Origin of the sequence: Pareuzebyella sediminis, from assembly GCF_008367235.1 — a bacterium.
Taxonomy (GTDB): domain Bacteria; phylum Bacteroidota; class Bacteroidia; order Flavobacteriales; family Flavobacteriaceae; genus Pareuzebyella; species Pareuzebyella sediminis.
Map to the genome: position 1 here is coordinate 827,704 of NZ_VTZS01000003.1, position 21,203 is coordinate 848,906.

At 38.3% G+C, this 21,203-nt stretch carries 20 protein-coding genes and 1 tRNA gene; 12 read left to right on the plus strand and 9 right to left on the minus strand.

Going from position 1 to position 21,203, the window contains the following annotated elements; translation table 11 throughout:
* Positions 1 to 72: 72 nt before the first annotated feature.
* The 3 genes from feoB to F2B13_RS14070 form a co-directional block, all read right to left on the minus strand.
* Positions 73 to 2,310 carry a ferrous iron transport protein B gene (gene feoB / locus F2B13_RS14060; protein WP_149304441.1) on the minus strand — a complete coding sequence of 746 codons (2,238 nt, stop codon included), beginning with the start codon at positions 2,308 to 2,310 and terminating at the stop codon, positions 73 to 75.
* Positions 2,307 to 2,552 (minus strand): FeoA family protein, encoded by a 246-nt coding sequence (locus F2B13_RS14065; protein WP_149274173.1) that lies wholly within the window; start codon positions 2,550 to 2,552, stop codon positions 2,307 to 2,309. The genes feoB and F2B13_RS14065 overlap by 4 nt, the downstream gene beginning before the upstream one ends.
* A gap of 267 nt (positions 2,553 to 2,819) precedes the next feature.
* On the minus strand, positions 2,820 to 3,494 hold the full coding sequence (locus F2B13_RS14070; RefSeq protein ID WP_149304442.1) for an SCO family protein: 675 nt from the start codon (positions 3,492 to 3,494) through the stop codon (positions 2,820 to 2,822).
* 221 nt (positions 3,495 to 3,715) lie between these two features.
* On the opposite strand from F2B13_RS14070, the gene rseP reads away from it, so the two are divergent.
* From rseP to F2B13_RS14130, 12 genes are all read left to right on the plus strand, one after another.
* Positions 3,716 to 5,071, plus strand: a complete 1,356-nt coding sequence (rseP, locus tag F2B13_RS14075) for an RIP metalloprotease RseP (RefSeq protein WP_149304443.1) — start codon at positions 3,716 to 3,718, stop codon at positions 5,069 to 5,071.
* 215 nt (positions 5,072 to 5,286) lie between these two features.
* On the plus strand, positions 5,287 to 6,156 hold the full coding sequence (locus tag F2B13_RS14080; protein WP_149304444.1) for a DUF4382 domain-containing protein: 870 nt from the start codon (positions 5,287 to 5,289) through the stop codon (positions 6,154 to 6,156).
* A 149-nt stretch (positions 6,157 to 6,305) separates the two neighbouring features.
* Positions 6,306 to 6,379: transfer RNA gene (locus F2B13_RS14085), tRNA-Asn, on the plus strand.
* 262 nt (positions 6,380 to 6,641) lie between these two features.
* Positions 6,642 to 6,992 (plus strand): helix-turn-helix transcriptional regulator, encoded by a 351-nt coding sequence (locus tag F2B13_RS14090; RefSeq protein ID WP_149304445.1) that lies wholly within the window; start codon positions 6,642 to 6,644, stop codon positions 6,990 to 6,992.
* A 12-nt stretch (positions 6,993 to 7,004) separates the two neighbouring features.
* Positions 7,005 to 7,451: a helix-turn-helix domain-containing protein gene (locus F2B13_RS14095; RefSeq protein ID WP_149304446.1), complete on the plus strand. Its 447-nt coding sequence runs from the start codon at positions 7,005 to 7,007 to the stop codon at positions 7,449 to 7,451.
* A 298-nt stretch (positions 7,452 to 7,749) separates the two neighbouring features.
* Positions 7,750 to 8,118: a P-loop NTPase family protein gene (locus F2B13_RS14100; RefSeq protein ID WP_149304447.1), complete on the plus strand. Its 369-nt coding sequence runs from the start codon at positions 7,750 to 7,752 to the stop codon at positions 8,116 to 8,118.
* Positions 8,119 to 9,101: 983 nt separating this feature from the next.
* Positions 9,102 to 9,845 carry a hypothetical protein gene (locus F2B13_RS14105; protein WP_149304448.1) on the plus strand — a complete coding sequence of 248 codons (744 nt, stop codon included), beginning with the start codon at positions 9,102 to 9,104 and terminating at the stop codon, positions 9,843 to 9,845.
* 22 nt (positions 9,846 to 9,867) lie between these two features.
* Positions 9,868 to 11,559: a patatin-like phospholipase family protein gene (locus F2B13_RS14110; RefSeq protein WP_149304449.1), complete on the plus strand. Its 1,692-nt coding sequence runs from the start codon at positions 9,868 to 9,870 to the stop codon at positions 11,557 to 11,559.
* Between the two features lie 47 nt (positions 11,560 to 11,606).
* The gene (locus F2B13_RS14115) at positions 11,607 to 11,978 is read left to right on the plus strand and encodes a TIR domain-containing protein (protein WP_149304450.1); all 372 of its coding nucleotides are present in this window, start codon (positions 11,607 to 11,609) and stop codon (positions 11,976 to 11,978) included.
* A gap of 12 nt (positions 11,979 to 11,990) precedes the next feature.
* The gene (locus F2B13_RS14120) at positions 11,991 to 12,956 is read left to right on the plus strand and encodes a caspase family protein (protein ID WP_149304451.1); all 966 of its coding nucleotides are present in this window, start codon (positions 11,991 to 11,993) and stop codon (positions 12,954 to 12,956) included.
* Between the two features lie 9 nt (positions 12,957 to 12,965).
* Positions 12,966 to 13,925 (plus strand): DNA/RNA non-specific endonuclease, encoded by a 960-nt coding sequence (locus tag F2B13_RS14125; protein WP_149304452.1) that lies wholly within the window; start codon positions 12,966 to 12,968, stop codon positions 13,923 to 13,925.
* A 167-nt stretch (positions 13,926 to 14,092) separates the two neighbouring features.
* Positions 14,093 to 14,986, plus strand: coding sequence for a hypothetical protein (locus F2B13_RS14130; RefSeq protein WP_149304453.1), 894 nt, complete (start codon positions 14,093 to 14,095; stop codon positions 14,984 to 14,986).
* 220 nt (positions 14,987 to 15,206) lie between these two features.
* Here F2B13_RS14130 and F2B13_RS20655 read toward each other — a convergent pair whose 3' ends face one another.
* The 6 genes from F2B13_RS20655 to F2B13_RS14155 form a co-directional block, all read right to left on the minus strand.
* On the minus strand, positions 15,207 to 15,401 hold the full coding sequence (locus F2B13_RS20655; RefSeq protein WP_232625239.1) for a hypothetical protein: 195 nt from the start codon (positions 15,399 to 15,401) through the stop codon (positions 15,207 to 15,209).
* Positions 15,402 to 15,416: 15 nt separating this feature from the next.
* Complete coding sequence (locus F2B13_RS20660) at positions 15,417 to 15,941, minus strand: hypothetical protein (RefSeq protein WP_232625240.1); 525 nt, start codon at positions 15,939 to 15,941, stop codon at positions 15,417 to 15,419.
* Positions 15,942 to 15,947: 6 nt separating this feature from the next.
* Entirely contained in the window at positions 15,948 to 16,565 is a 618-nt protein-coding gene (locus F2B13_RS20665) for a transposase (protein WP_232625241.1), read from the minus strand.
* A gap of 312 nt (positions 16,566 to 16,877) precedes the next feature.
* The gene (locus F2B13_RS14145) at positions 16,878 to 18,086 is read right to left on the minus strand and encodes a site-specific integrase (protein ID WP_198440130.1); all 1,209 of its coding nucleotides are present in this window, start codon (positions 18,084 to 18,086) and stop codon (positions 16,878 to 16,880) included.
* Between the two features lie 619 nt (positions 18,087 to 18,705).
* Positions 18,706 to 19,968 carry a serine hydrolase domain-containing protein gene (locus tag F2B13_RS14150; RefSeq protein ID WP_149304455.1) on the minus strand — a complete coding sequence of 421 codons (1,263 nt, stop codon included), beginning with the start codon at positions 19,966 to 19,968 and terminating at the stop codon, positions 18,706 to 18,708.
* 105 nt (positions 19,969 to 20,073) lie between these two features.
* Positions 20,074 to 20,826: a hypothetical protein gene (locus F2B13_RS14155; protein WP_149304456.1), complete on the minus strand. Its 753-nt coding sequence runs from the start codon at positions 20,824 to 20,826 to the stop codon at positions 20,074 to 20,076.
* Positions 20,827 to 21,203: the final 377 nt, after the last annotated feature.

Consider the following 21,203-nt stretch of genomic DNA (forward strand, 5'->3'; position numbering starts at 1 on the left):
AAACTTTTTTATTAAGTATCCCACGGCAATCGCAAGAATAATATAAACCAGTATAGATTGAAACATGACGATTTATTTGAGAATTTGATAGGCAATCAACGCTATAAGATACGCAAAAACACTCATAAATACCAATTGAGAAACGGGCCATTTCCAAGAATTGGTCTCCCTTTTCACGATAGCTAGGGTACTCATACATTGCATAGCAAAGGCATAGAATAATAGCAAAGAGATACCGGATGCCAGATTGAACAATGGCCTCTGTGTTTCTGGGTTCACTTCGGCCGCCATACGGTGTTTTATCGTTTCCTCCTGGTCGCTTCCCACACTGTAGATGGTGGCCAATGTACCAACGAAAACTTCCCTTGCTGCAAAAGAAGTCAATACGGCTATACCGATTTTCCAATCATAGCCCAAAGGTTTAACTATGGGTTCGATACCCTTACCGAGCTTGCCTATGTAAGAGTTTTCCAGTTTGTAACTTGAGATTTCTTGTTGAAGGGCCGTTTCGGATAGCGTAGCTTTTTTTTGTTCCAAAGAGTCATTGATAGCCAAAGCGCTAATATCGTATACGCCGGATGAAACACTATCGTTGAGGGCCTTGGTGTAAGACCGAAGGTCATCTGCGATGGCCGATTGGTTGAAGTTGGAAAAACCTTCGGATTGAACCCGTTCTGTAACAATGGCCTCCGCATCGTTGAATTCTTCCGAATATCCGTTAGAACCCAAAAACCAAAGGATTATAGAAATGGCCAATATGATTTTTCCTGCACCAAGCACAAAACTTTTGGTCTTTTCCCAAACGGTATAAGCTACGTTTTTTAGCATCGGTAGCTTATAATTCGGCATTTCTATGACAAAAAACGTTCGGCTTTTTATATTTAAAACCTTATTTAGCACCATAGCCGATAATATAGCGGCACCAAAACCTATGAGATATAGCATCATTAAGGTCAATGCCTGGTACCCCAATCCCAAAATGCGGCCTTCTGGAATAATAAGGGCAATTATAATAAGGTAAATCGGCAGACGTGCCGAACAAGTGGTGAAGGGGGTGACCAAAATGGTAATCAAACGTTCCTTCCAGCTTTCTATAGTACGGGTCGCCATAATAGCTGGAATGGCACAGGCAGTACCCGATATCAAAGGAACGACACTTTTACCGCTCAAACCAAAAGGGCGCATAATACGGTCCATCAAAAAGACCACCCTGCTCATGTACCCACTTTCCTCCAACAATGAAATAAAGAGAAATAAAAATGCAATTTGCGGTATAAAGATGACGATACCGCCGATACCCGCAAGTATACCTTCTGCCAGAAGGTCTGTGAACATTCCCGGAGGCAATGTGTTTTTGACCCATTCGCTGGCCGAAGCAAAAAGTTCGTCGATAAAGTCCATGGGATAGCTGCTCCAATCATAGATGGCCTGAAAAATGGTCAATAAAATGATGAAGAAAATCAGATAACCAAAAACCTTATGTGTTAGAATTTTATCAAGAGTTGCCCTAAACCCTTTTGCCGCGGTCAAATCTACTTTGTAGGTTTCCTTGAGGATACCATTAATAAATTGATACCGAAGAATCGTTTCTTTTTGTTGTAGCCGTTTGAGTTCAGAGGATGACTTTGTAGCAAAGGAGGAGGTGTCTTTAATAAGCTTTTTTTCGATGGGCATAAAATTCACATCCTGTGTGATTACCAACCAAAGCTTATACAGGTCTTGTTTCGGGAACGTAGTCCTTAATTTGTCAAAATATTCGGGGGCAATGACCGTGGTATCGACATTAGGAGCCGTGGAGAGATTCTTGTAATCTGCGATAAGTTCTTTTAAACGATCGATCCCCGTTCCTTTACGAGTACTGACCAAGGCAATTTTGGTATCTAGCTTTTCCTCTAACAAAGTAATATCGATCGATATGCCTTTGCGCGACATACGGTCAGCCATATTGATAACCAGAATTACCGGTATCTTCAGGTCTTTGATCTGGGTAAAGAGCAGTAGGTTCCTTTTCAGGTTTTCGACATCCGAAATAACAATGGCGACGTCGGGATGGTCTTTGTCATTTTTGTTGAGCAGCAGTTCTACGGCGACGCTCTCGTCAAGGGAGGTCGTATTGAGGCTGTAGGTACCCGGTAGGTCTAAAATGTGGGCCTTGACTCCTCGGGCCAATTTACAGATACCTTCTTTCTTTTCGACCGTAATCCCCGGATAATTGCCTACTTTTTGATTAAGGCCCGTTAATTGATTAAATACTGAAGTTTTACCCGTATTTGGGTTTCCTATAAGGGCCACGTTGATCTGTTTGCTCATACGACGACCTTATCTTCAAAAACATCCAGTTCTATGAGAAGTGCCGTTTCTCGTCTAATGGCGATATGAGACCCATTGACATTGATGTAAATAGGATCATTAAGGGGAGCTACCTGCACCAATTCTATTTCATTGCCAGGTAAACAGCCAAGTTCTAAAAGCTTTATAGGCAGAATATCATCGGCAAATTCTTTAATTATGCCCTTTTGCCCTCTCTTCAACTGTGCTACGGTTACAGTCAATTTTTATTTAGATTGATTATAAGTAACAACAAATTTAAGGGAAAAATCTTGAATAGACGGAGGTTTGCCAAAAAAAGACAAACGATTTTTAAGGGGAAGCGGAAGTTGAAGTGGCATATTGAACGCTATATAACTTGGGGCAGGATAGGATAAGGTCAATTGCTTCGGGTTTGGTCACATATACCGACGCTTATTTAACCTATCTACGTGGCCTGTAGCGTCGTAAAATAGAAGTAGGTCGCCCCCTAAGGGTAGTAAAATGATGTCTTAATCTTTATGGTAAGAGGATCTTAAAACCTCTAGATCTTCCATCAACCGATCGATTTCCTCGGATTTTGTGCCATCGTAGAAACCGCGAATTCGCTTTTCCTTATCCACAAGAATAAAATTTTCAGTGTGAATCATGTCATAAGGGCCACCATCACCGTCATCCTTAACCGCCAAGTATGATTTTCGGGCCAACTCATAAATTTGCTTTTTGTCTCCGGTAACCAAGTTCCATTTCCTGTCGTCTACCCCTTTTTCAAGGGCATACTTTTTCAATTGTGCTACAGAATCAATTTCGGGCGTCACTGAATGTGACAACAGTTTTACATCATCGTGACCTATACGACTTTGGATATCGGCCATGTTTTTAGTCATAATAGGGCATATGGTCGGGCAAGTCGTAAAGAAAAAATCAGCGATATAAATCGTATTGCGATAATCGTCTTGGGTAATTTGCTCACCATTTTGATTTACAAGCGAGAAGGGGCCAATGGTGTGATATTTTTTAATGTATTGCACCGTACTGTCTACCAGTTCGGAATTTACCATCGAAGGTTGATAGATAGGTAAGATTTTTTTGGGCTTAAGCGCGTCATAAAAAAGATATACGATGATGCACGAGATGCAAAATAGAACGATTCCAAAGAATTTGTATTTGCTGAAGAACGACCGCATACGCTTTTGTGCAAAGATACGTTAGACTTTTATGGCTTTCAAGCGGTATTCGTTCGGGGGCTGCTAAATGTTTCTTAAAAACTCCTAGGTACATAGACTTTCTTTTTTTAAGAGTACTTAAAAGTGTACTTTTGTGCGCTGAATTTATTTTGGTGATGGCAAAAACCGACATGGGGCGAGGAATAGTTTGAAATAAGTTCTATTAATTTTAGAAAACCTAGATGAGTCCAATACTGATCAAGACCATACAATTTTTTTTAAGTCTTTCGCTTTTAATCGTGCTCCACGAGCTTGGGCATTTTATTCCCGCAAAAATCTTTAAGACGCGAGTCGAGAAGTTTTATCTTTTTTTCGATGTCAAGTTCTCCCTTTTTAAAAAGAAAATTGGCGAGACGGTGTATGGCATCGGATGGCTTCCTCTGGGAGGATATGTGAAAATTGCCGGAATGATCGACGAAAGCATGGATACCGAGGCCATGAAAGAAGAGCCTAAAGAGTGGGAGTTTAGAAGCAAACCGGCCTGGCAGCGCCTGATTATTATGGTGGGGGGCGTTACCGTCAACTTTATTCTTGCTTTGGTAATATATATTGGGCTGGCTTATGCCTACGGCGACGAATATATCCCTGCCGATAGTTTGAAAGACGGCGTGCATGTTGTAGAAAAATCGATTGGAGACAAGATCGGGATACAGACAGGGGACAAAATTTTAGCGGTGGACGGAGAAAAAGTGGAGGATTTCGATGCGGTACTCATGGAAATCATTAATGGGAATACCTTGACCATTGAGCGAGATGGTAGAGTGTTTGATGAAGAAATCCCCGTCGATTTTATTGCTACGCTCATAGACGACATGGACAGGGCCAGATTTCTAGGGCCACGAATTCCATTTGTAATAGGCGAAGTTTCCCCTGAGTCCTTAAACAAGGATGCCGGTCTCGAAAAAGCCGATGAGGTTGTGGCTATCGGAGGTCAGAAGATTGAGTACTTTGATCAGGTAAAGCCGATTCTTGAGGAGTATAAAGGCAAAGAGGTCGATTTGACCGTAGTACGCGATAATGAGGTGAGGAAAATAATTCCAGTGGTCATCAATGATTCCGCCCAAATAGGTGTTCGCCCCGGTCTGTTATCCATGAAGGAAATGGAGAAAAGGGGTCTGTTGAGGGTCGAAACCATCAAGTATTCATTTTTGGAATCCATTCCTGCGGGAATTGACAAGGGGGTAGATACCCTAACGGGCTATCTCAAACAATTGAAAAAAATATTCAATCCCGACACCGGGGCCTATAAAGGTGTCGGAGGATTTGCGGCTATCGGAGGGCTCTTTCCCGATTCTTGGAATTGGAGCGTTTTTTGGGGAACCACGGCTTTTCTTTCCATCATGTTGGCCGTCTTGAACTTGTTGCCCATTCCTGCTTTGGATGGTGGGCATGTGATGTTTCTGCTTTACGAAATGGTTACGGGTAGAAAGCCTAGCGACAAATTTCTAGAGTATGCCCAAATGGTCGGTTTCTTTTTGTTGTTGGCCTTGATTGTATTTGCCAATGGGAATGATCTTTATCGCTGGCTAACAAAATAAACGTTCTTCGCAGGGCAAAACAAGTAATGTAACAGGTCACTGGTTATGCATTGATGAACAGGGGATTATAGAGGGTTCACAGGTATCAGACTTGGTGTAACTTTTCAATTGCATATTGCGCTTTATCGAAAAAATGAGGTATTATGGCTTTGTGTAATTACCTTTATTATGCGTTATTGACATAACGTCCCCGAATAATCTTAAAAATTTAACCTATGAAAAGAATCAAGACCGTGCTTGGCACGGTGCTGGCTTGCACATTGCTATTGTCCGCCTGTTCCAACTCGCCTTTCGGAAATGAACTTCAGTATGTAGAAGTTGGTAAAATTTCGGTACAACTTACGGACGCCCCTTTTCCGTACGATATGGTGTCAGAAGCAAATGTTACCATTTTCAAGATAGATGCACGATTAAAATCAGATGAAGCCCTTGAAGGTGATGAAAATGATGCCTTTCAAGTGCTTTTTGCGGGTGAAAAGCACGTGAACCTTTTGGAACTTACAAACGGAGTTACCGAGTCGTTGGGTGACACCGAAGTGCCTGCCGGAAGTTATGATTTGGTCAGGGTCTTTGTCAAGGATGCCACTATTTTATTGACCGATGGTAGAACGTTTGATCTCAAGATACCAAGTGGCGAACAAAGTGGAATAAAGATTTTCATTGCCCCTGAACTGATTGTTAGCGGCAATTTGACCAGTGAATTGTTGCTCGATTTCGATGTGAGCCAGTCTTTCATTGCCAAAGGAAGCACCAAGGAGGTCTCCGAAATAACGGGCTTTACGTACAAACCTGTGATCAGGGCATCGAATATGTCGGTTGCGGGAACTTTGATGGGTCAGGTAGGAACTTTGGTAGAAGATGTCGCAACAGATGTAGAGGGAGCCCAATTGTCAATTTTAAAGGATGGCGAAGTACAAATGACTACGTTTACAGACGCTTCGGGAGGTTATCTGGTTCAGGGTCTCGTTTCTGGAACTTATGAGGTTGTTATTGAACGTAACGGATATGCCACACAGATTGCCGAAGAGGTGGTTATCGTTTCCGGAAATGAAACGGTTCAAGACTTTAGCATGATTGTTGAATAACGCACTGATTTTATACATAAGGTAGGGCCAATGTTGCAGGACTGTGGCCCTATTTATTTTTTACCCTTAAAGTTGCCCGCAATTTGTTTGAGGGTTTTGAAAAAACGATTATATTTGCACCCGCTAAATCGTTATTTAGTGGCATATTTTCCTCCTTAGCTCAGTTGGTTAGAGCATCTGACTGTTAATCAGAGGGTCCTTGGTTCGAGCCCAAGAGGGGGAGCCCAGTGATAGCAAGCCTTTCGAGAAATCGGGAGGCTTTCTTTTTTAAATGGGGACAACATAGGGACAACAAATCCTACAGCTTCCGATTTCATGATGTTAACTATGGATTGTTAAAACATTTTTCATCCCAATAGCATCTGCCATAAATACCTTCGTGCAAAAAGATCAAATGAAAATTGCCTATTGCGCAATTCGAAGCGTTTTCTAAGACTCGTTGATAATTCCTTAAAATCCACCATTTTCAAACGTTAAAATTTCCATTGCTTTCCTTTACCGGTACCTGCACTTCTAATTTGGCCCGAACCCTAAAAAGAAATACCATGGAAGAAAACGAAAACGTGGTGGGGCTGCTCTCCGATATCAAGGGACTGCTCTGGCACCAAAAAAAAGTAATGAACGTGGACGACCTTGCCGCCTACACCGGACTGTCCAAGAGCAAGATCTACAAACTGACCCACCTGAAGCTCATCCCCATGGGGAACAATCCCCATATCCGCCAGAAGTTCTTCGACAAGGACATAATCGATGCCTGGTTGATGGGAAATCCGGAGTTATCGGACGAAAGCTTGGAACAGCTTTTCAATGAGTCCCTGTTGAAGAACAGGAAATAACTTCCCATTAATATGAAACTGTCGGAGCGGAATTTTCAAGGAATCTGGATACCAAGAATTATCTATCTGAATCCGGAAGTGAACTGGTACGCGAAGATCTTGTTCCTGGAGATCCACAGCTTTACCGAAAACGGTAGGGAATGTTATATGTCCAACAAATACATCGCTTCCTTTCTCCATATTTCCGAAAGACAGGTCACAAGGTACATTTCAGAACTAAAATCCATGGGCTGGATAGCGGAGACTTCCTTTAACGGAAGAAAACGCTATCTAAAAAGTCTGCTGCATTTTGGTCCAGAAACGGACAACCCTGCCCCGACAAAAGTTTCCGGGCAGCCTAGACTAAATTGTCCAGGCAGCATTGACAAAAGTGTCTACCATACTAAACAAGAGATAAATCAAGAAACAAAACAATTTACTTTTTTAAAAGAAAAAAATAGAAGTCCAATATTGGAATAGACAATATGGAAAAGGGAAGGTTAGACCAATTTTCAAACAAGCAAGCGGAACCAAGACCGTTATGTGCCCCAGAGCTTTTTAAAAAAGTTTTTTTAGGGCGGCACAGGAATTTTACGCCCGGGCGAATCTGGACTTCGAGGTGGACAGAGACAATAAAAATTTCCTGGGCCATTTTTGCAGGTATTGGAACCAGGACCACGGATTCGAGCTTCTGGAAAATATATCGCTCCGAAAAGGATTGTTGGTCTTCGGGTGCTTCGGGACCGGAAAGACATCGAGCTTCAAGGTCATCCAGGACATGTCCAAACAATACGGGCTTAGGGAACTGTGGTTTCCCTGCATCAGCACCCAAGAGGTAGTGGCCAAATACAATGAAAACAAGAACAAGGAAGAGATCATCGAATACTATTCCAAGGGGACGTTCCTATTCGATGACCTGGGGTCCGAAACCGTGGGAAACAATGTCTACCAATATGGAAAGGAGGAAATATTCGTACGGATCCTGCTCAACCGTTATCGGAATTTTGAGAACCTTGGGACAAAGACCCATATCACGACCAATTTAAACAATTCCCAAATAGAGGACCGGTACGGAAGACAGATCTCGGATCGGTTCGTTAGAATGTTCAACCGTTTAAAATTGGACGGCCCAAGTCGGAGAAAATAACTGATGAAAGATAAGGAATAGCAAGAGGGCAACACGCTCGCGCGGTGTTGCAGTGTTTGATTTAATCCTAACCCATTGATTAACAATAGGTAAAGGCGCAAGAAGTTCAAATAATTAATTTTCAGCGAACTTCTTTTTGCGTCAAATGGCTTGGGAACCCCTGTAAAATGGCAAAAATTTGCGGCAAATTATAATTTCTTAGAAATAGTTTTTGAAGACCTTTTACTGTCAGGTCAAGTTTTTACACAAAACCCTAACCTTTGTTTTGTTAGAAACAAGAGGACGCTTCGGCAAAACAAATCAAGTTCCTGCGGAAGTTGAAAAACCTCCGGATTTTTCAACCTCCTCGGAACCACTCCTAAAAGCATGGAGCGTAGAAAAAACGCCCCATGCCTTTATCCTTGCCAACCAACGGTCACGTACCTTGAAAAAAAGGTATCATGCTTCCAATTTATCTAAGCAAGTGCGCCCTATCCGATTTTTGCTTTACGCTTATCTCCCGGAACGCTATAAAAACCGCACAGGATCCACGCGCAGGTAAGGTTATGGTAAGATTTGGGATTGAAGAATTAATTTGCCAAATACGTTTTTTATTTCTGTTATTAACGATTAGTATAGGACAGTTGTTCTTTACAGACTTTCAAATCAAATTTTAACTTTTAGGTGGATTTATATATAAACTAATACAACAAGAAAAACTTTCCTAACTAAGGCAGAAATACTTAGTCTCGCACAAAATGGCATAAAAACTTCATTATTAAGGCCACCCTTGAAGAGGAAATTAATTTGTGAGGAATAGGTTTTAACTACAAGTTCAAATCAGTTACAGAAATCCGTAATTTTTTTCTTGTTAAATTTTATTATATTTAAGAACTCCAAAGAATTGACTTCCTACGTCGAACTTCCCCCTTTTTAAGAATTTACATTCTGGCATCAACAGTTATTAGCTATATCTCAAAATTTCATTAACTCAATCAGTGATTATGAGAATAAAAAAACTTCTAATTTTTTCAGCCATTCTACCTCTAGCTTTAGCGCAAAATTCCTTGGCTCAGGAAGGAGATATGGCAGTAAGAATTGATTCCATAATGGAGGGAAAGGAAATTTTTAATACTACAAAAGCACCTCGCTCTGGAATTAACAATGAAGATCAAAAAATATCATTTATTGCCGGTGTTGGGGCTAGCTATATCACAAATACTTTATATCAAAACCCCGTTGTTGATTTATCTACAAAGAATGTAATCATTTCTAAAGCTCAGAGTTTAAAAACTAATATTAGCCTCGGCATAGCCTACACACCACAAACCTTGACTTTAATTCGAACAGAGAACGATGAGGAAATTTCTGTACCATATGGTTGGACTTTTATATCATTCATAAATCCACTTAGTTTTAATCAGGCTTCTGACAATCAAGGATTTTTCAACATGATAGATTTTGGAATTGGACTAGGATGGAAATTTGCCGGAGACTTTTTAATAGTTGGAACTTTGGAATTTTTCAATGTACGACAAGCAAAAGAATGGTTTATAGAAGAATATGAAGGAAATGACAAATCATTTTCAGTAGACGATGCTGCTCAAGTTTCTTTTGATTCCGACGATAATAATATATTTCGAAATAAAATGGCAACTACAATAGGTTTTAAAATATGTTACACTTTTGATATTATCAAAAGTTATAAGGATGCAGGTGAAACAATAAAGTCAAGAAAAGAAAAATAATAGATTTTTAAAAATTAAAGCTATGGACACTGATAAAGAATTTAAAAGCTTCAGGCCTTTTGAAAATATAGGACTTTGTTTTAGCGGAGGAGGCTACAGGGCCACTTTTTTTGCGTTAGGAGTATTATCATACCTAGATAATGTTGATTACTACGGGAAGTCTTTATTAAAATCGGTTAAAGCAATAAGTACCGTGAGTGGAGGTACCTTAACCGGGGTGGCTTACGCCAAAGCTGTCCAGTCTGAAGATTACGACTTCCAGGCCTTTTTTAAGACATTTTACAATACTTTCACACCAAAAAATGATATACTGCTAGAAACTGCTATCGCCAAATTAGAAGATGATAGTATTTGGAAGGCAAATCCACATAAAAAACGATCGCTTATCAACGCATTCGCATTGACATATGCCGAAATGTCTTTATTTGAGGGCTCATTTGAGAAATTTGGGGAGGATAAAATCAAACAATTAGAACAGGTGTGTTTTAATGCGACCGACTTTTCATTTGGTTTAACCTATCGCTTTCAAAATCGTGGATATTTTGGTAATAACCCGCTGTATAAAGGCAATCAAAGAGAAATCGACGAACTTCGCAACAAAGTGCAGTTAAGTGATGTTATTGCATCATCATCTTGTTTTCCAGTAGGTTTTGAGCCTTTGGTTTTCCCAGATGATTATTTTAAAAATCAAGACGATTCAGCCTATAAAAATTTAAAAGAGCTAGACAATTTTATCGATGGTGTCGGAATCATGGATGGAGGTATAGCTGACAATCAAGGTATCGGAAGCATGATGCTAATAAATGATCGTATGAAAGGTGAATTAGACTTAATTATTGTCAATGACGTAGGAAGCTATATAATGCTACCTTGGCAGCAGGATACTAATAAAGTTGGAAAAAGTTCTACTGTTAAACTTACTGTAAATAAATTACTAAAGTGCTTTACCATAAAACCATCATATTGGATTACGTTAATACTGGGCTTACTAATTATACTTTTTAATAACATGCTAATGTTTGGTCCAAAATCATATATGGGTCTTTATATCTTCGGAAGCGTTGTTATGGGTATCGGCATACTACTAACTGTATTTGGTTTGGTAGCTTCAGTCATTAAAGCTTCTGTATTATCTAGATTGAAAACAATATTCAAAAAGAATGTACCTGAACCTTTATTATATGATGTTCTAACCTTTCAAAGGCTAGATATTGGTTTGATTCAACGTATGCTGATAGATCGTTTTACTTCAGCGATGACTATGATTAATGATGTTTTTTTAAAACAAATGCGAAGATTAAATTACGACTTGTTCTACTCAAAAGACGAATTAAAAAACAAACGTATTACAGCTACAGTCTATAAATTGAATGGTAAAAAGTCTCCCTATAGCAAGGGATTGGGTTATAATAAGGAGATAAAGCCTGCACCCAGTAAAAATTTGGAAAATGTTTGTTTAACCGCTTCCGAAACACCTACAACGCTGTGGTGGGATAAAAACGATGTTGCAAAAAATCGTATGGAAACCTTGATTGCCTGTGGTCAGTTTACAATTTGTTATGAGCTTATGGCTTATATTTTAAAGCTCAAGGCCGATAATGAAAATCAATTAAAAGACCTTATCGAAATTGACAACCTCTACGAGAATTTAAAAAATGATTGGATTTCATTTAATAAAAAGCCTTTGTGGTTGGTTAATCTATTTAATGAATAATTCACAAATGATATATAAAAAATACTAACCAATTAAAACAAAATATTATGGCATATAAAAAAGTTGTATTCATTGCATTTGCAATCGAGGATAAAATAAAAAGGGATTTTTTGAAAGGGCAATCTCTACATCCTAGGGCGCCATATGAATTCATTGATATGTCGGTTAAACAGGCTTATGATGAAGATTGGAAAGCAAGAGTGAGAACTAGAATTAGACGTTCTCATGGGGTGATTGTTCTTGTGAGCAGAAATTCTCTTTCATCAAGTGGTCAAAAATGGGAAATAAAATGTGCAAAGGATGAAGAAAAAAAAATTCTGGGTATTTGGGCTTCTAGTGGAGACCGTACAAATATAATAGGTGTTAATACTAAAGTTTGGTCAGATATTAATATTAATAATTTTATCGATAGTCTTTAAACAATTGCAAGTATGAAAAAGGCGTTAGTAATAGGGATTAATGAATATCCGAAACATCCACTAAAAGGAGCGGCTAATGATGCCCAAAGCATTTCTAAACTCTTGAAAGTTAACGGAAACGATTCCACTAATTTTGAAGTGAGGACTATCTGCGATGTTCAGACCAAGACGGAATTAATGACTGAAATTGCCAATTTCTTTAATCTAAATGCTGATATGGGAGTCTTATATTTCGCTGGTCACGGCTATGTTAATGAATTAGGAGGTTTCTTAGTGACACCCGACCATAGTCGTTATGATGAAGGAATTGCGATGGATAACATTTTGAACTTAGCCAATAATTCAGAAATTAGAAACAAAATTATTATTCTTGATTGTTGTAAATCAGGAAGTTTTGCTGACCCAGCTCAAAATACTACAGTTACAGCTATTAGCACGGGAATTTCGATTCTTACTTCTTCCAGAGAGGATGAGCCGTCAAAAGAAATTAACGGTCGTGGGGTTTTTACAAATTTATTAATGGAGGGATTAAAAGGAGGTGCGGCTGATATAAGAGGCCATATATCACCAGGGGGATTATATGCTTATATAGACCAAGGCTTGGGGGCACATGAACAAAGACCAGTTTTTAAAACCAATGTTACTGAATTTGTAGAGTTGAGAAGCATTGTCCCACAAGTTTCACTTAGTACTCTAAGAAAGCTTATTGAATACTTTAAGCAACCGTCAGATAGTTTTCAATTGAACCCTTCATTTGAAGAGACCAATTCTAAAGAGGTACCACATGATATAATTGAACCGTTGGCGAAGAAAGAGAATGTTTCAATCTTTAAGGACCTTCAAAAATTGGAAGGTGTGGGATTAGTAGTTCCTGTTGATGAAGAACATATGTATTTTGCTGCCATTAGGTCAAAGTCATGTAGACTTACTCCATTAGGTCATCACTATTGGCGATTGGTTCGTGATGGAAGAATCTAAATACTGAATATGAGGGGTTACAATAGTCATTTTCTTGGGGGGAATTCTGTCGTTAACATACCAGATTATCAGGTATTTGTTAATGATGTTGCCGTAAATAAAGAAACAAATGATAGTGTATTAGATTATATCTCTTATAGTGTAATTCAAAGTAAAAGCAGAAGAGTTCCCTTAATTAGTGCAAGTAATATATACAGGGTAAAATTTGAAAAAGTTTCTAGGACAGGTATTTTTAAAGGGGACAAACGTATTAATAAAAATGAGCAATTAACTACAAATGACTATAAACGTTTCAACAGAATTAAAGCAGCTGCCATAGAAAAAGGTCATATGACCAAAAGAGAAGATGTTCAATGGGATATCAATGGCAATGAAAATAACGCTCAAGAAGCCGCTAAAAGTACTTTTTATTACCCTAATGCATCACCTCAACACGACTCGTTAAATAATGGACCTTGGAAATATTTGGAAAACTCCGTAATTATCAAAGGTCGAGTTCCCAAACCATCAAAAGTATGTGTATTTACAGGGCCAGTATTAGATAAAAATGACCCTGAATTTAAGGAAAAACTTTATGATGGCTCAACATTTAAAATTCCCATTTTATTTTGGAAGGTAATTTACTATATAAAACAAGATGGTAAACTGTACCATGCTGGATTTTTAATGGGTCAAATTAATCCGCTGAGAAGGGATGAATTAGTTGATGAATTTAGTTTAAGAGGATTTGGAGAAGAAGAGAGTGTATCATCCCTCAAACCATTCCTAAATTTTAGAGAAGATGAAAATTATCAAGTTCCAATTTCATTAATCGAAGAACTCACAAAACTAAAATTTGATAATGCTATTGACCGTCATGCAATCATAAAACCAACACCTTTAAAGTTGGAATCGGTACAAATAAGACATTTTGAAGATGATTCTTCCGAACAAGTTTCGTCATTTGAGGTTAATGGTCTAATAGTCTAAAACATAATCACAAACAACCAACAATTCTATTGCACAACCTAGTACATAAGGCGAATAAACGAACTTTTTCTTCTTAATTGAATTTTATTTTAGATAATTTTTATAATGATATTTCAAGTGTTCGCAGAATGGGAGAACTTTTATAGGCAGTATCTAATTTTTAAAATATGAGACTGAAAAAAACTATCAATAAGGAGAAAAACCTCTCTAAAAAAGAAAAAAAACTCCTAATCAAAACTCTTAATGAATCAAATTCACCGGGAGGGAAGCTATTATATTATATTTTATTAGGATTAATAGTAGTATCAGTGCTGTGGGTATTCTATACCATATATAATTTTTTGGATGAAATTATTGGGACTACAATATTGGCGAGACTTAGACACGTATTTATGTTTATTTCTACTATGATTGTTGGGTTTATAATATTACCAATCGTAAAATATTTACAGGAAAAAATAAGGACAGATTCACAGGCAGGTTATAAAATGAATATAAATTTTAAAAGGCCAATCCTTTTTTTAAGAAACTTTAAGAGCGATGTCTCCCAAGGAATTGATGAAATTCGTGTAAGAAGAAATAACTATTATTTTATTACTGAAACCACTAAAAGAGACAATAAAGAATCTTTCCTTATTAAGGATTTCAAAGAATACGGGCCATTAATAGCTCTAAAGGGTTATCAAGACAATTCATTTAAAGGAGCAAGCAGATTTAGAAAGATAAATGAAAACGATTGGAAAGAACTAGTTGTTGCTACTATAAAAATTTCTTCTTCAATTGTTATAATGGTAGGAGAGATTACTGAGAGTTTATCATGGGAATTACACCAACTATCAAAATATAAGAAAAAAAGTGAAATATTCTTTTTTATACTACCGAAAACTAGTTTATCTGTTAAAGAAAGCTTTTTTCAAGAGGTCAGCATAATTTTAGATATTGACTTAACAAATGTTCAAAAACTAAAAGATAAGACCTACATTTCAGAAAATGATGGATGTTTAAAAGAAATAAATTTGTCCAAGCATTTTGAAGAAAAAATTAATTCGCAATGGAATTAATTTCTGTTAAGATTTACCTGGGGGATACAATTTAGGGATATTTGGGAGTACGCTTAATTATCAAGAAAATTTAATGCTTATGCTGTCCGAATTCTAAGATTTGAACGGCATCTACGATTCTTAAGGGATTGTTGTGTTGGTTTACCTTTGGAGAGTGATGTTTTCGGGCGTTATTTGAAGATCGGGCATAGGAATCCCTGGATTTTTGCCGAAGCCTTTTTTAGGTCGCCTCTTGAAGTCGCTGTTTTGCCATTCGTCTTCCGATATCCAAGGTGTTGGAGGTATGGATGCCGAAGAATATCCATAGCGTTTCCGTGGACTTTGTGCATGCCTTGATTTTTTTCAGGTGGTAGTATTCCTTTTCCGTACCGAAGCTGCCCTCCAATCGGCTTGCCCTTTCCTTGGTAATGGCCATGGCCAACTTCTTTCTTTATTTTTCGTGTTTACCGGCCCTGCCCTTTCTCTTAAAGTCGGTACGGATATCGTTCTTGCTGGCGAACCTTCTGTTCCTGGTGGTGGCATAGATGGCATCGGCCCCCGCCAGCCTTGTCCTAGCCTTGGTAAGGCGTTGTACCTTGAAGACGGTATCCTGGAACCTATTGCCCTCATGGAAGGCATCGAAACCAAGGCACTCTATGAAGCTGATCCCGTCGATCTGGAACTTGTTGGCCTTGGCCCCGAACTCCACCGGTTTTTTCTCTTTCCCCAGTAGGATATGACGGATGTAGTCCTTGTCCAGGCTCACAATACGATTTTTAGGTTTTTTCCCATGATGAAAGTAGGCGTATTGCTGGCCATGGATTCTTTTGGCCGTCGCCCTTCGCCGGTATCTGTCCTTGGTCATTGGTATTTTATATACCGCCTCCAAGCAGTCCAAATCATCGCTTATTTTTCCCAAAAGCCGTAATAGGCTTCGCGTGAGCGCCCTTTTCTTCTTTTGGGTCTTCCTTCTCATCTTACTTTACGACACATAGCGCCTTTTCCATTTAAGGTATTTGCTCCGCATCAAGGGCAGGCCCAGCTCCCTGGAAGTGTCCTTCATCAGGGCGTGGAGCCAGTCCACCGTTTCCCATAACAGTTTTACATTGGTCGGATAGCGAAGATAACTTTCGTAACAGGTGGCATCCATGGTGATACTGACCTTGTCCGCTATATAGGGTGCCCAATGCCCATAGAGGGCCCGATGTACCTTGTCCATGTCAAGTTTCTTGGAAAGTTCCGTACGGATTTCGCTGATAATCTTAAAATTGGCAAGGCAGTCACTGCCAAGATAGATGCCACAGAAAAACTGCCAGTGCAGGTTGCCGTTGAGCCCCTCCATAAGCCTATGGTCGGAACACCCCGAGTAATTCTTCTGGAACATCAGGGCCAATTTACCTTGGGTGCCAAAGATCGGAGTAGGGCCTTTTTTAGGTTCCTTTGACCCAAAGGCCGACACAAGGTCGTCCCAAGGGACGGCCCGGTAGATCTTGCCCAGGCCGCTCCCCAGAAAACAATCGTAAAAAGTTTTGAACTGTTCCTGTTGGGAGGCAAATGAAAAGCTGTGCTGGAAATCGTGGATTCTTCGTACCTTGGACATAGATATTTAAATTAAAACCCCGTTTTTTGAGCTAAGGCCTCATTTTCGGGGTTTTGTTCTCTCTAAGGCACAAATTAATTATATGATAATCAAGTGTTTATACCACTTCTGAATCAGCGAATTTAATGAAGTAGCGATTTCTACCATACTTCAATCTACCTTTTATAGAGAATGTTGCAATTGATATTCTAAAAATATAAATTTTATTTATTAATTTCAGGTGCAATTGAAGACTTCCATCCTTTTAACGCCCGTTTTTCTCGCCAGTTAATTATCTACCATTAGTATTCTTGACCTCCACACTTTTAAGAGCTACAAAAGTACTTCAAGAGCTTTATTTACAATTTCAGTATCCAATTCTTTAAGATAGGCTTGGGTTACGCCAAGATTCTGGTGGCCCAAAGATTCACTGATCACATCCGTAGCGACACCTTTTTGTTTGAGGCAATTGGCAAAACTATGCCGGGCAACATAGCTACTAATGTTCTTGGTAATCTTACAAAGCTTGGCTACTTCCTTAAGTTCTTTATTATAAATACCCAACATTTTATGTTTTCTATCTGCTAGCTGCGTTGGGGTATAGTCCTCACAAAAGAGTAAGGGGAAGACATATTTGTTTCCATAACCATGTATGCGATAGAAGTCCAATATTTTTTGGACAGGGGGCATTATGGTGATGGAGAAATTTCCTTTGGTTTTTGCCCTTGTATAATAAATGACATTGGCTTCAACATCTTTCCATTCCAAACACATCATATCAGCAAAATTCATTCCCCGGGTATAGAAGCTAAAGACGAAATAGTTTTTGGAATTTATCAAATGTGGGTTATCGGTCAAATCCAGATGGATAATGCGCATGATTTCTTCGAAATCCAAAGCGCGTTTAAAGCCCTTGCCTCGCAGATTCGATATTTTATAGGTTTTGAAAGGATACAGACTTTCTCTGATTACTCCGCGCTCAATAGCTTTATTGAATAATGCACGTATCGAACGCATTTTCACACCGATACCCCCGTCGGTACCACCCCTTGACCTGAGAAAAGCATCGTACTTACTTAGAAAAGTAGGATTGATTTCCCTAAAACTGAGCTTCTTGAATTTATGAAAGATTTGAATGGAGTTTTTTGCGTCTTTATAAGACTTTGCGTTACCGATACGTCCAGCAAAGGTCATTTCTTCAATGATATCATCAAAAAAAGCAAAAACATCGTTTTTTACCGGGTTAAATGTAATTCTATAATTTCGGTCGAAATCCTGTAAAGAATAATCTGGATTTTCAATTTCTAGATTTGTTATAATCTTGTAAGCTCTTTCTTTAAACTTTATAAGTAGCCGGTTATATTGAATATGGTTTGGGTTTCGTTTATTGAAATTTCCTGTGGGTTCTATCCATTCGGTTAACTTTGCGCTGAACGGAGTTTTATAATATCTACATTGCCTATTTTTTGTAACACGCAAACAGACAGGATATGTTCCATCTGATAGCAGTTTCTTTTTGAGAACAATCTTGAGCGTGATCATATTTATACATCTGGAGACCTTGCTGTTACTGGTTGCATATGATAATATTGGGGACAACATAGGGACAACAAATAGGCTATTAAATATAAAAATTGCTAAGCCAAATGCAAAACAAAATTTCATAAAATATTGAAAATCAGACTATAAGAAAGCAAATGAGGATATATGAAAACCCCTCATTTTCGGCTGTTAATCAGAGGGTCCTTGGTTCGAGCCCAAGAGGGGGAGCTTCTTCAAGAAAATCCAATCTATTCGTTAGGTTGGGTTTTTTAGTTTAAAGCCTGTAATATAAGGTTTTAACTGCATTATATGCCCTACGTGCACTTTCCTGCCAAAAGTCAACTTGTCAGTTTTTTAGTAAAAAAAAGGTTACCAATAAGGTTACCTTCTTAAAACTTGAGGTTACCACCATTAAAACTGAATTGTATGCCAATTGTTCAAAATTAAATCAATTGGTATAAACCAAGAATCTATGATTATCTTATTCCGTTACTTCGTTTTAATATTATTTTTTGAGAGCCCATGTGTTAATGGCATTATGTTTACCTTCTAGCACAATCTTATATAAATTGGATGGATATGTAGAGACATCGATGCTTGTTTTATTCAATCCTCCTATTTATTCAAAAAGTTCAGATGTAGAAATCTGTCTCGAAATATCATCTAATTCGTTGGACACTCCATTTTCATCAGCAGTTCCAAAAAAGGCTATCACTAGATTACGAGAAGGTGAAATGTAAAGACCTTGTCCGCTAAATCCAGCTTTAAAAAAATCTCCATCTTCCATTACTTTGTCCCATTGATAAGTATTGTGACGTACTTTCTCATTGTTAAGCTTATAATTTTCCGAACCGTATGCAGTTATCAATTGAGGACGACCTTGTTTTTGAATTTTATTAAAATAATTATTTGAAACGAAAGCATTATCATCTGACCGACCGTCGGTTAAAAACATATATCCAAAACGAGCTAAATCTCGGAGTGTAGAACTGATTCCAGCATGAGAAACGCTAGTGCCATTTGTTTGTGTAATAAATGCATCAGATTCCGCACCAATTTTTCGCCAAATTTCACCTTCAATATTATCTGCATAAGAAAGACCTGTAATTCTCTCTATGAGGCAAGAGAGAACGAAGGTGTTTACTGAAGTATATTCAAATACCTCTCCAGAGGGTTTTGCAGATGATAAGGTTTTAATGTGCTCAAAAGCATTGTCTGCGGTTTTTTCTGTTCGTTTTAGAAGTCCGAGAGCTGCTTCAAATTGATAGTAACAAGTTTCAGGGTTCTCAAAAGCGCCATTGACCCACTCACGACAATTAATTCCTGAAGCCATATCGAGAATGTCCTTGACAGGAACGTTTTCCCATCCAGAGCCCTTAAGTTCAGGTAGATAATATTCTATTGGTTTTGTTACATCAAGTTGTTTTCTGTCTTCCAGAATTGCGATAAGAGTTGAAGCAAATATTTTAGATACTGACCAGTAAAGATGCCTGTCGTTTTGAAACATTCTTGGGTAGGCTTCATAGACAATATGGTCTCCTTGCAATATTATTAGGCCATCCACTTTCTCACTAGTTTTGACATAATCTTGAAGTTTCATTTGTCCTAATTCAGAAGTAACAACAAACTCCCCGATTTCTTTGCGGAAATCTTTTTTCAGGCTTTTAATATTGCCTTTTCTATTGATAATGGCATGAGTCCAAAATTCAGGCATATTTAAAAATATATAACGAGATATTTCGCCTCCATCATCCCAATTATCCAAATTCCATTGCTTAAATACGGATTGAATTTCCTTATTTGAAAAACCATCATAAGTTTGGGCAAATAAATTTGAATACGGAACAATTACTAAAAAAAGTAATAGTCTGAAATAGTTCATGTTTTAAGGATGTTCGGTTTAGATATTGAGCATAACCGTCTGGATAAATGCGTTTTAATGCACTTTATCCTTTGTTAGCCGTATTTACTTTAATTTAAGGTCAAGTTACCCAAGCAACTTTGTCACAAACCCTATCCACCAAGTCGTTCCCCAGATAAAATGCGCAGAAACAATCCATACTGCGAGCAATCCAAGCCCAATCAAATAGGAACGGTGAGGCAATCGTCGTATATAGACATCATAGGTAATTGCTGGAGTGATAAGCACAAGCATGTATAAATGTCTAGCGTCTATAGGAATAAGACCAAAGTCGGGAAGAACTTTCGAAAACATAATTAAACGGCCCAGTCCTGGGATCATTAAAACGGCAGTTGCAAGGATCATCATTCTCTTGTGAGTTTCACTGTCCTTGCGTCGTGAAACAATTGCCCAAACATAAAAAAGTGGAAAGAACAGGTAGCTTACTCCATGAATTAGCAACAACCCAGAAGAATCAATTAGGAAATTTTGAGTGTTACTGTTTGATATTCCCAAGCGTCCTTCAATGTTAGCTATATCAATTCCAAACATTGATATTAGGATGCCTGTGGCCAGAACCATAGAAGCAATACCTAGTTTCTTATGAATTGCATAGTTTTTGGATTTGATTAGTATGGTCTGTACGCAAAGTAACGATAGCCACAAACACATTGAAGCAGCATGAAAATGAAGGATCAAAGGAGGCATTGGGCGTTGACCAGTTTCTATTTTGGAAATTAGATTTATTGAGGTCGGTGCAAATGCGACTATGCTTGTAATCAAGAATATGAGGGCGGTAATAATATAGATATTGCTAGAGGGTTTTAAGACATTTCTCATAATTGATCTTTTGAATATTTAGATTCATGTATAGTCATTAAAAAATCCCCCCGAGATGTGATAGCTTTATTCCTTGTACTTGCTCTATTGCGCCTAACGTCTCGGCTATGGCAAGTAGGGCAGGTAATGGGCACTTTCCATTCCGACTGGCCCCGAGCCAAAGCTTTTTGTTTTGTAATTATTTTTTCATATTTAATTGCCAAATCCAAAAGATTTGGCGGTCTTCGCAAGCATGCCCATGCCATTAAATATAGCACTTGAAGCCCTCTTTGCTATAACCATCCTAAGTTTGTCTTTGATTAATTTATATTAGTTAAAACCAAAGAACAAAAGAGCAGAGTAAGGTTACTATAGCCGTAGGAACTTCCGATTCCGTT

Coding starts and splice junctions, on each gene's coding strand:
- feoB (WP_149304441.1), bottom strand. CDS start 2,310: ATGAGCAAACAGATCAACGTGGCCCTTATAGGAAACCCAAATACGGGT.
- F2B13_RS14070 (WP_149304442.1), bottom strand. CDS start 3,494: ATGCGGTCGTTCTTCAGCAAATACAAATTCTTTGGAATCGTTCTATTT.
- rseP (WP_149304443.1), top strand. CDS start 3,716: ATGAGTCCAATACTGATCAAGACCATACAATTTTTTTTAAGTCTTTCG.
- F2B13_RS14080 (WP_149304444.1), top strand. CDS start 5,287: ATGAAAAGAATCAAGACCGTGCTTGGCACGGTGCTGGCTTGCACATTG.
- F2B13_RS14095 (WP_149304446.1), top strand. CDS start 7,005: ATGAAACTGTCGGAGCGGAATTTTCAAGGAATCTGGATACCAAGAATT.
- F2B13_RS14100 (WP_149304447.1), top strand. CDS start 7,750: ATGTCCAAACAATACGGGCTTAGGGAACTGTGGTTTCCCTGCATCAGC.
- F2B13_RS14105 (WP_149304448.1), top strand. CDS start 9,102: ATGAGAATAAAAAAACTTCTAATTTTTTCAGCCATTCTACCTCTAGCT.
- F2B13_RS14110 (WP_149304449.1), top strand. CDS start 9,868: ATGGACACTGATAAAGAATTTAAAAGCTTCAGGCCTTTTGAAAATATA.
- F2B13_RS14115 (WP_149304450.1), top strand. CDS start 11,607: ATGGCATATAAAAAAGTTGTATTCATTGCATTTGCAATCGAGGATAAA.
- F2B13_RS14120 (WP_149304451.1), top strand. CDS start 11,991: ATGAAAAAGGCGTTAGTAATAGGGATTAATGAATATCCGAAACATCCA.
- F2B13_RS14125 (WP_149304452.1), top strand. CDS start 12,966: ATGAGGGGTTACAATAGTCATTTTCTTGGGGGGAATTCTGTCGTTAAC.
- F2B13_RS14130 (WP_149304453.1), top strand. CDS start 14,093: ATGAGACTGAAAAAAACTATCAATAAGGAGAAAAACCTCTCTAAAAAA.
- F2B13_RS20655 (WP_232625239.1), bottom strand. CDS start 15,401: ATGGCCATTACCAAGGAAAGGGCAAGCCGATTGGAGGGCAGCTTCGGT.
- F2B13_RS20660 (WP_232625240.1), bottom strand. CDS start 15,941: ATGAGAAGGAAGACCCAAAAGAAGAAAAGGGCGCTCACGCGAAGCCTA.
- F2B13_RS20665 (WP_232625241.1), bottom strand. CDS start 16,565: ATGTCCAAGGTACGAAGAATCCACGATTTCCAGCACAGCTTTTCATTT.
- F2B13_RS14145 (WP_198440130.1), bottom strand. CDS start 18,086: ATGATCACGCTCAAGATTGTTCTCAAAAAGAAACTGCTATCAGATGGA.
- F2B13_RS14150 (WP_149304455.1), bottom strand. CDS start 19,968: ATGAACTATTTCAGACTATTACTTTTTTTAGTAATTGTTCCGTATTCA.
- F2B13_RS14155 (WP_149304456.1), bottom strand. CDS start 20,826: ATGAGAAATGTCTTAAAACCCTCTAGCAATATCTATATTATTACCGCC.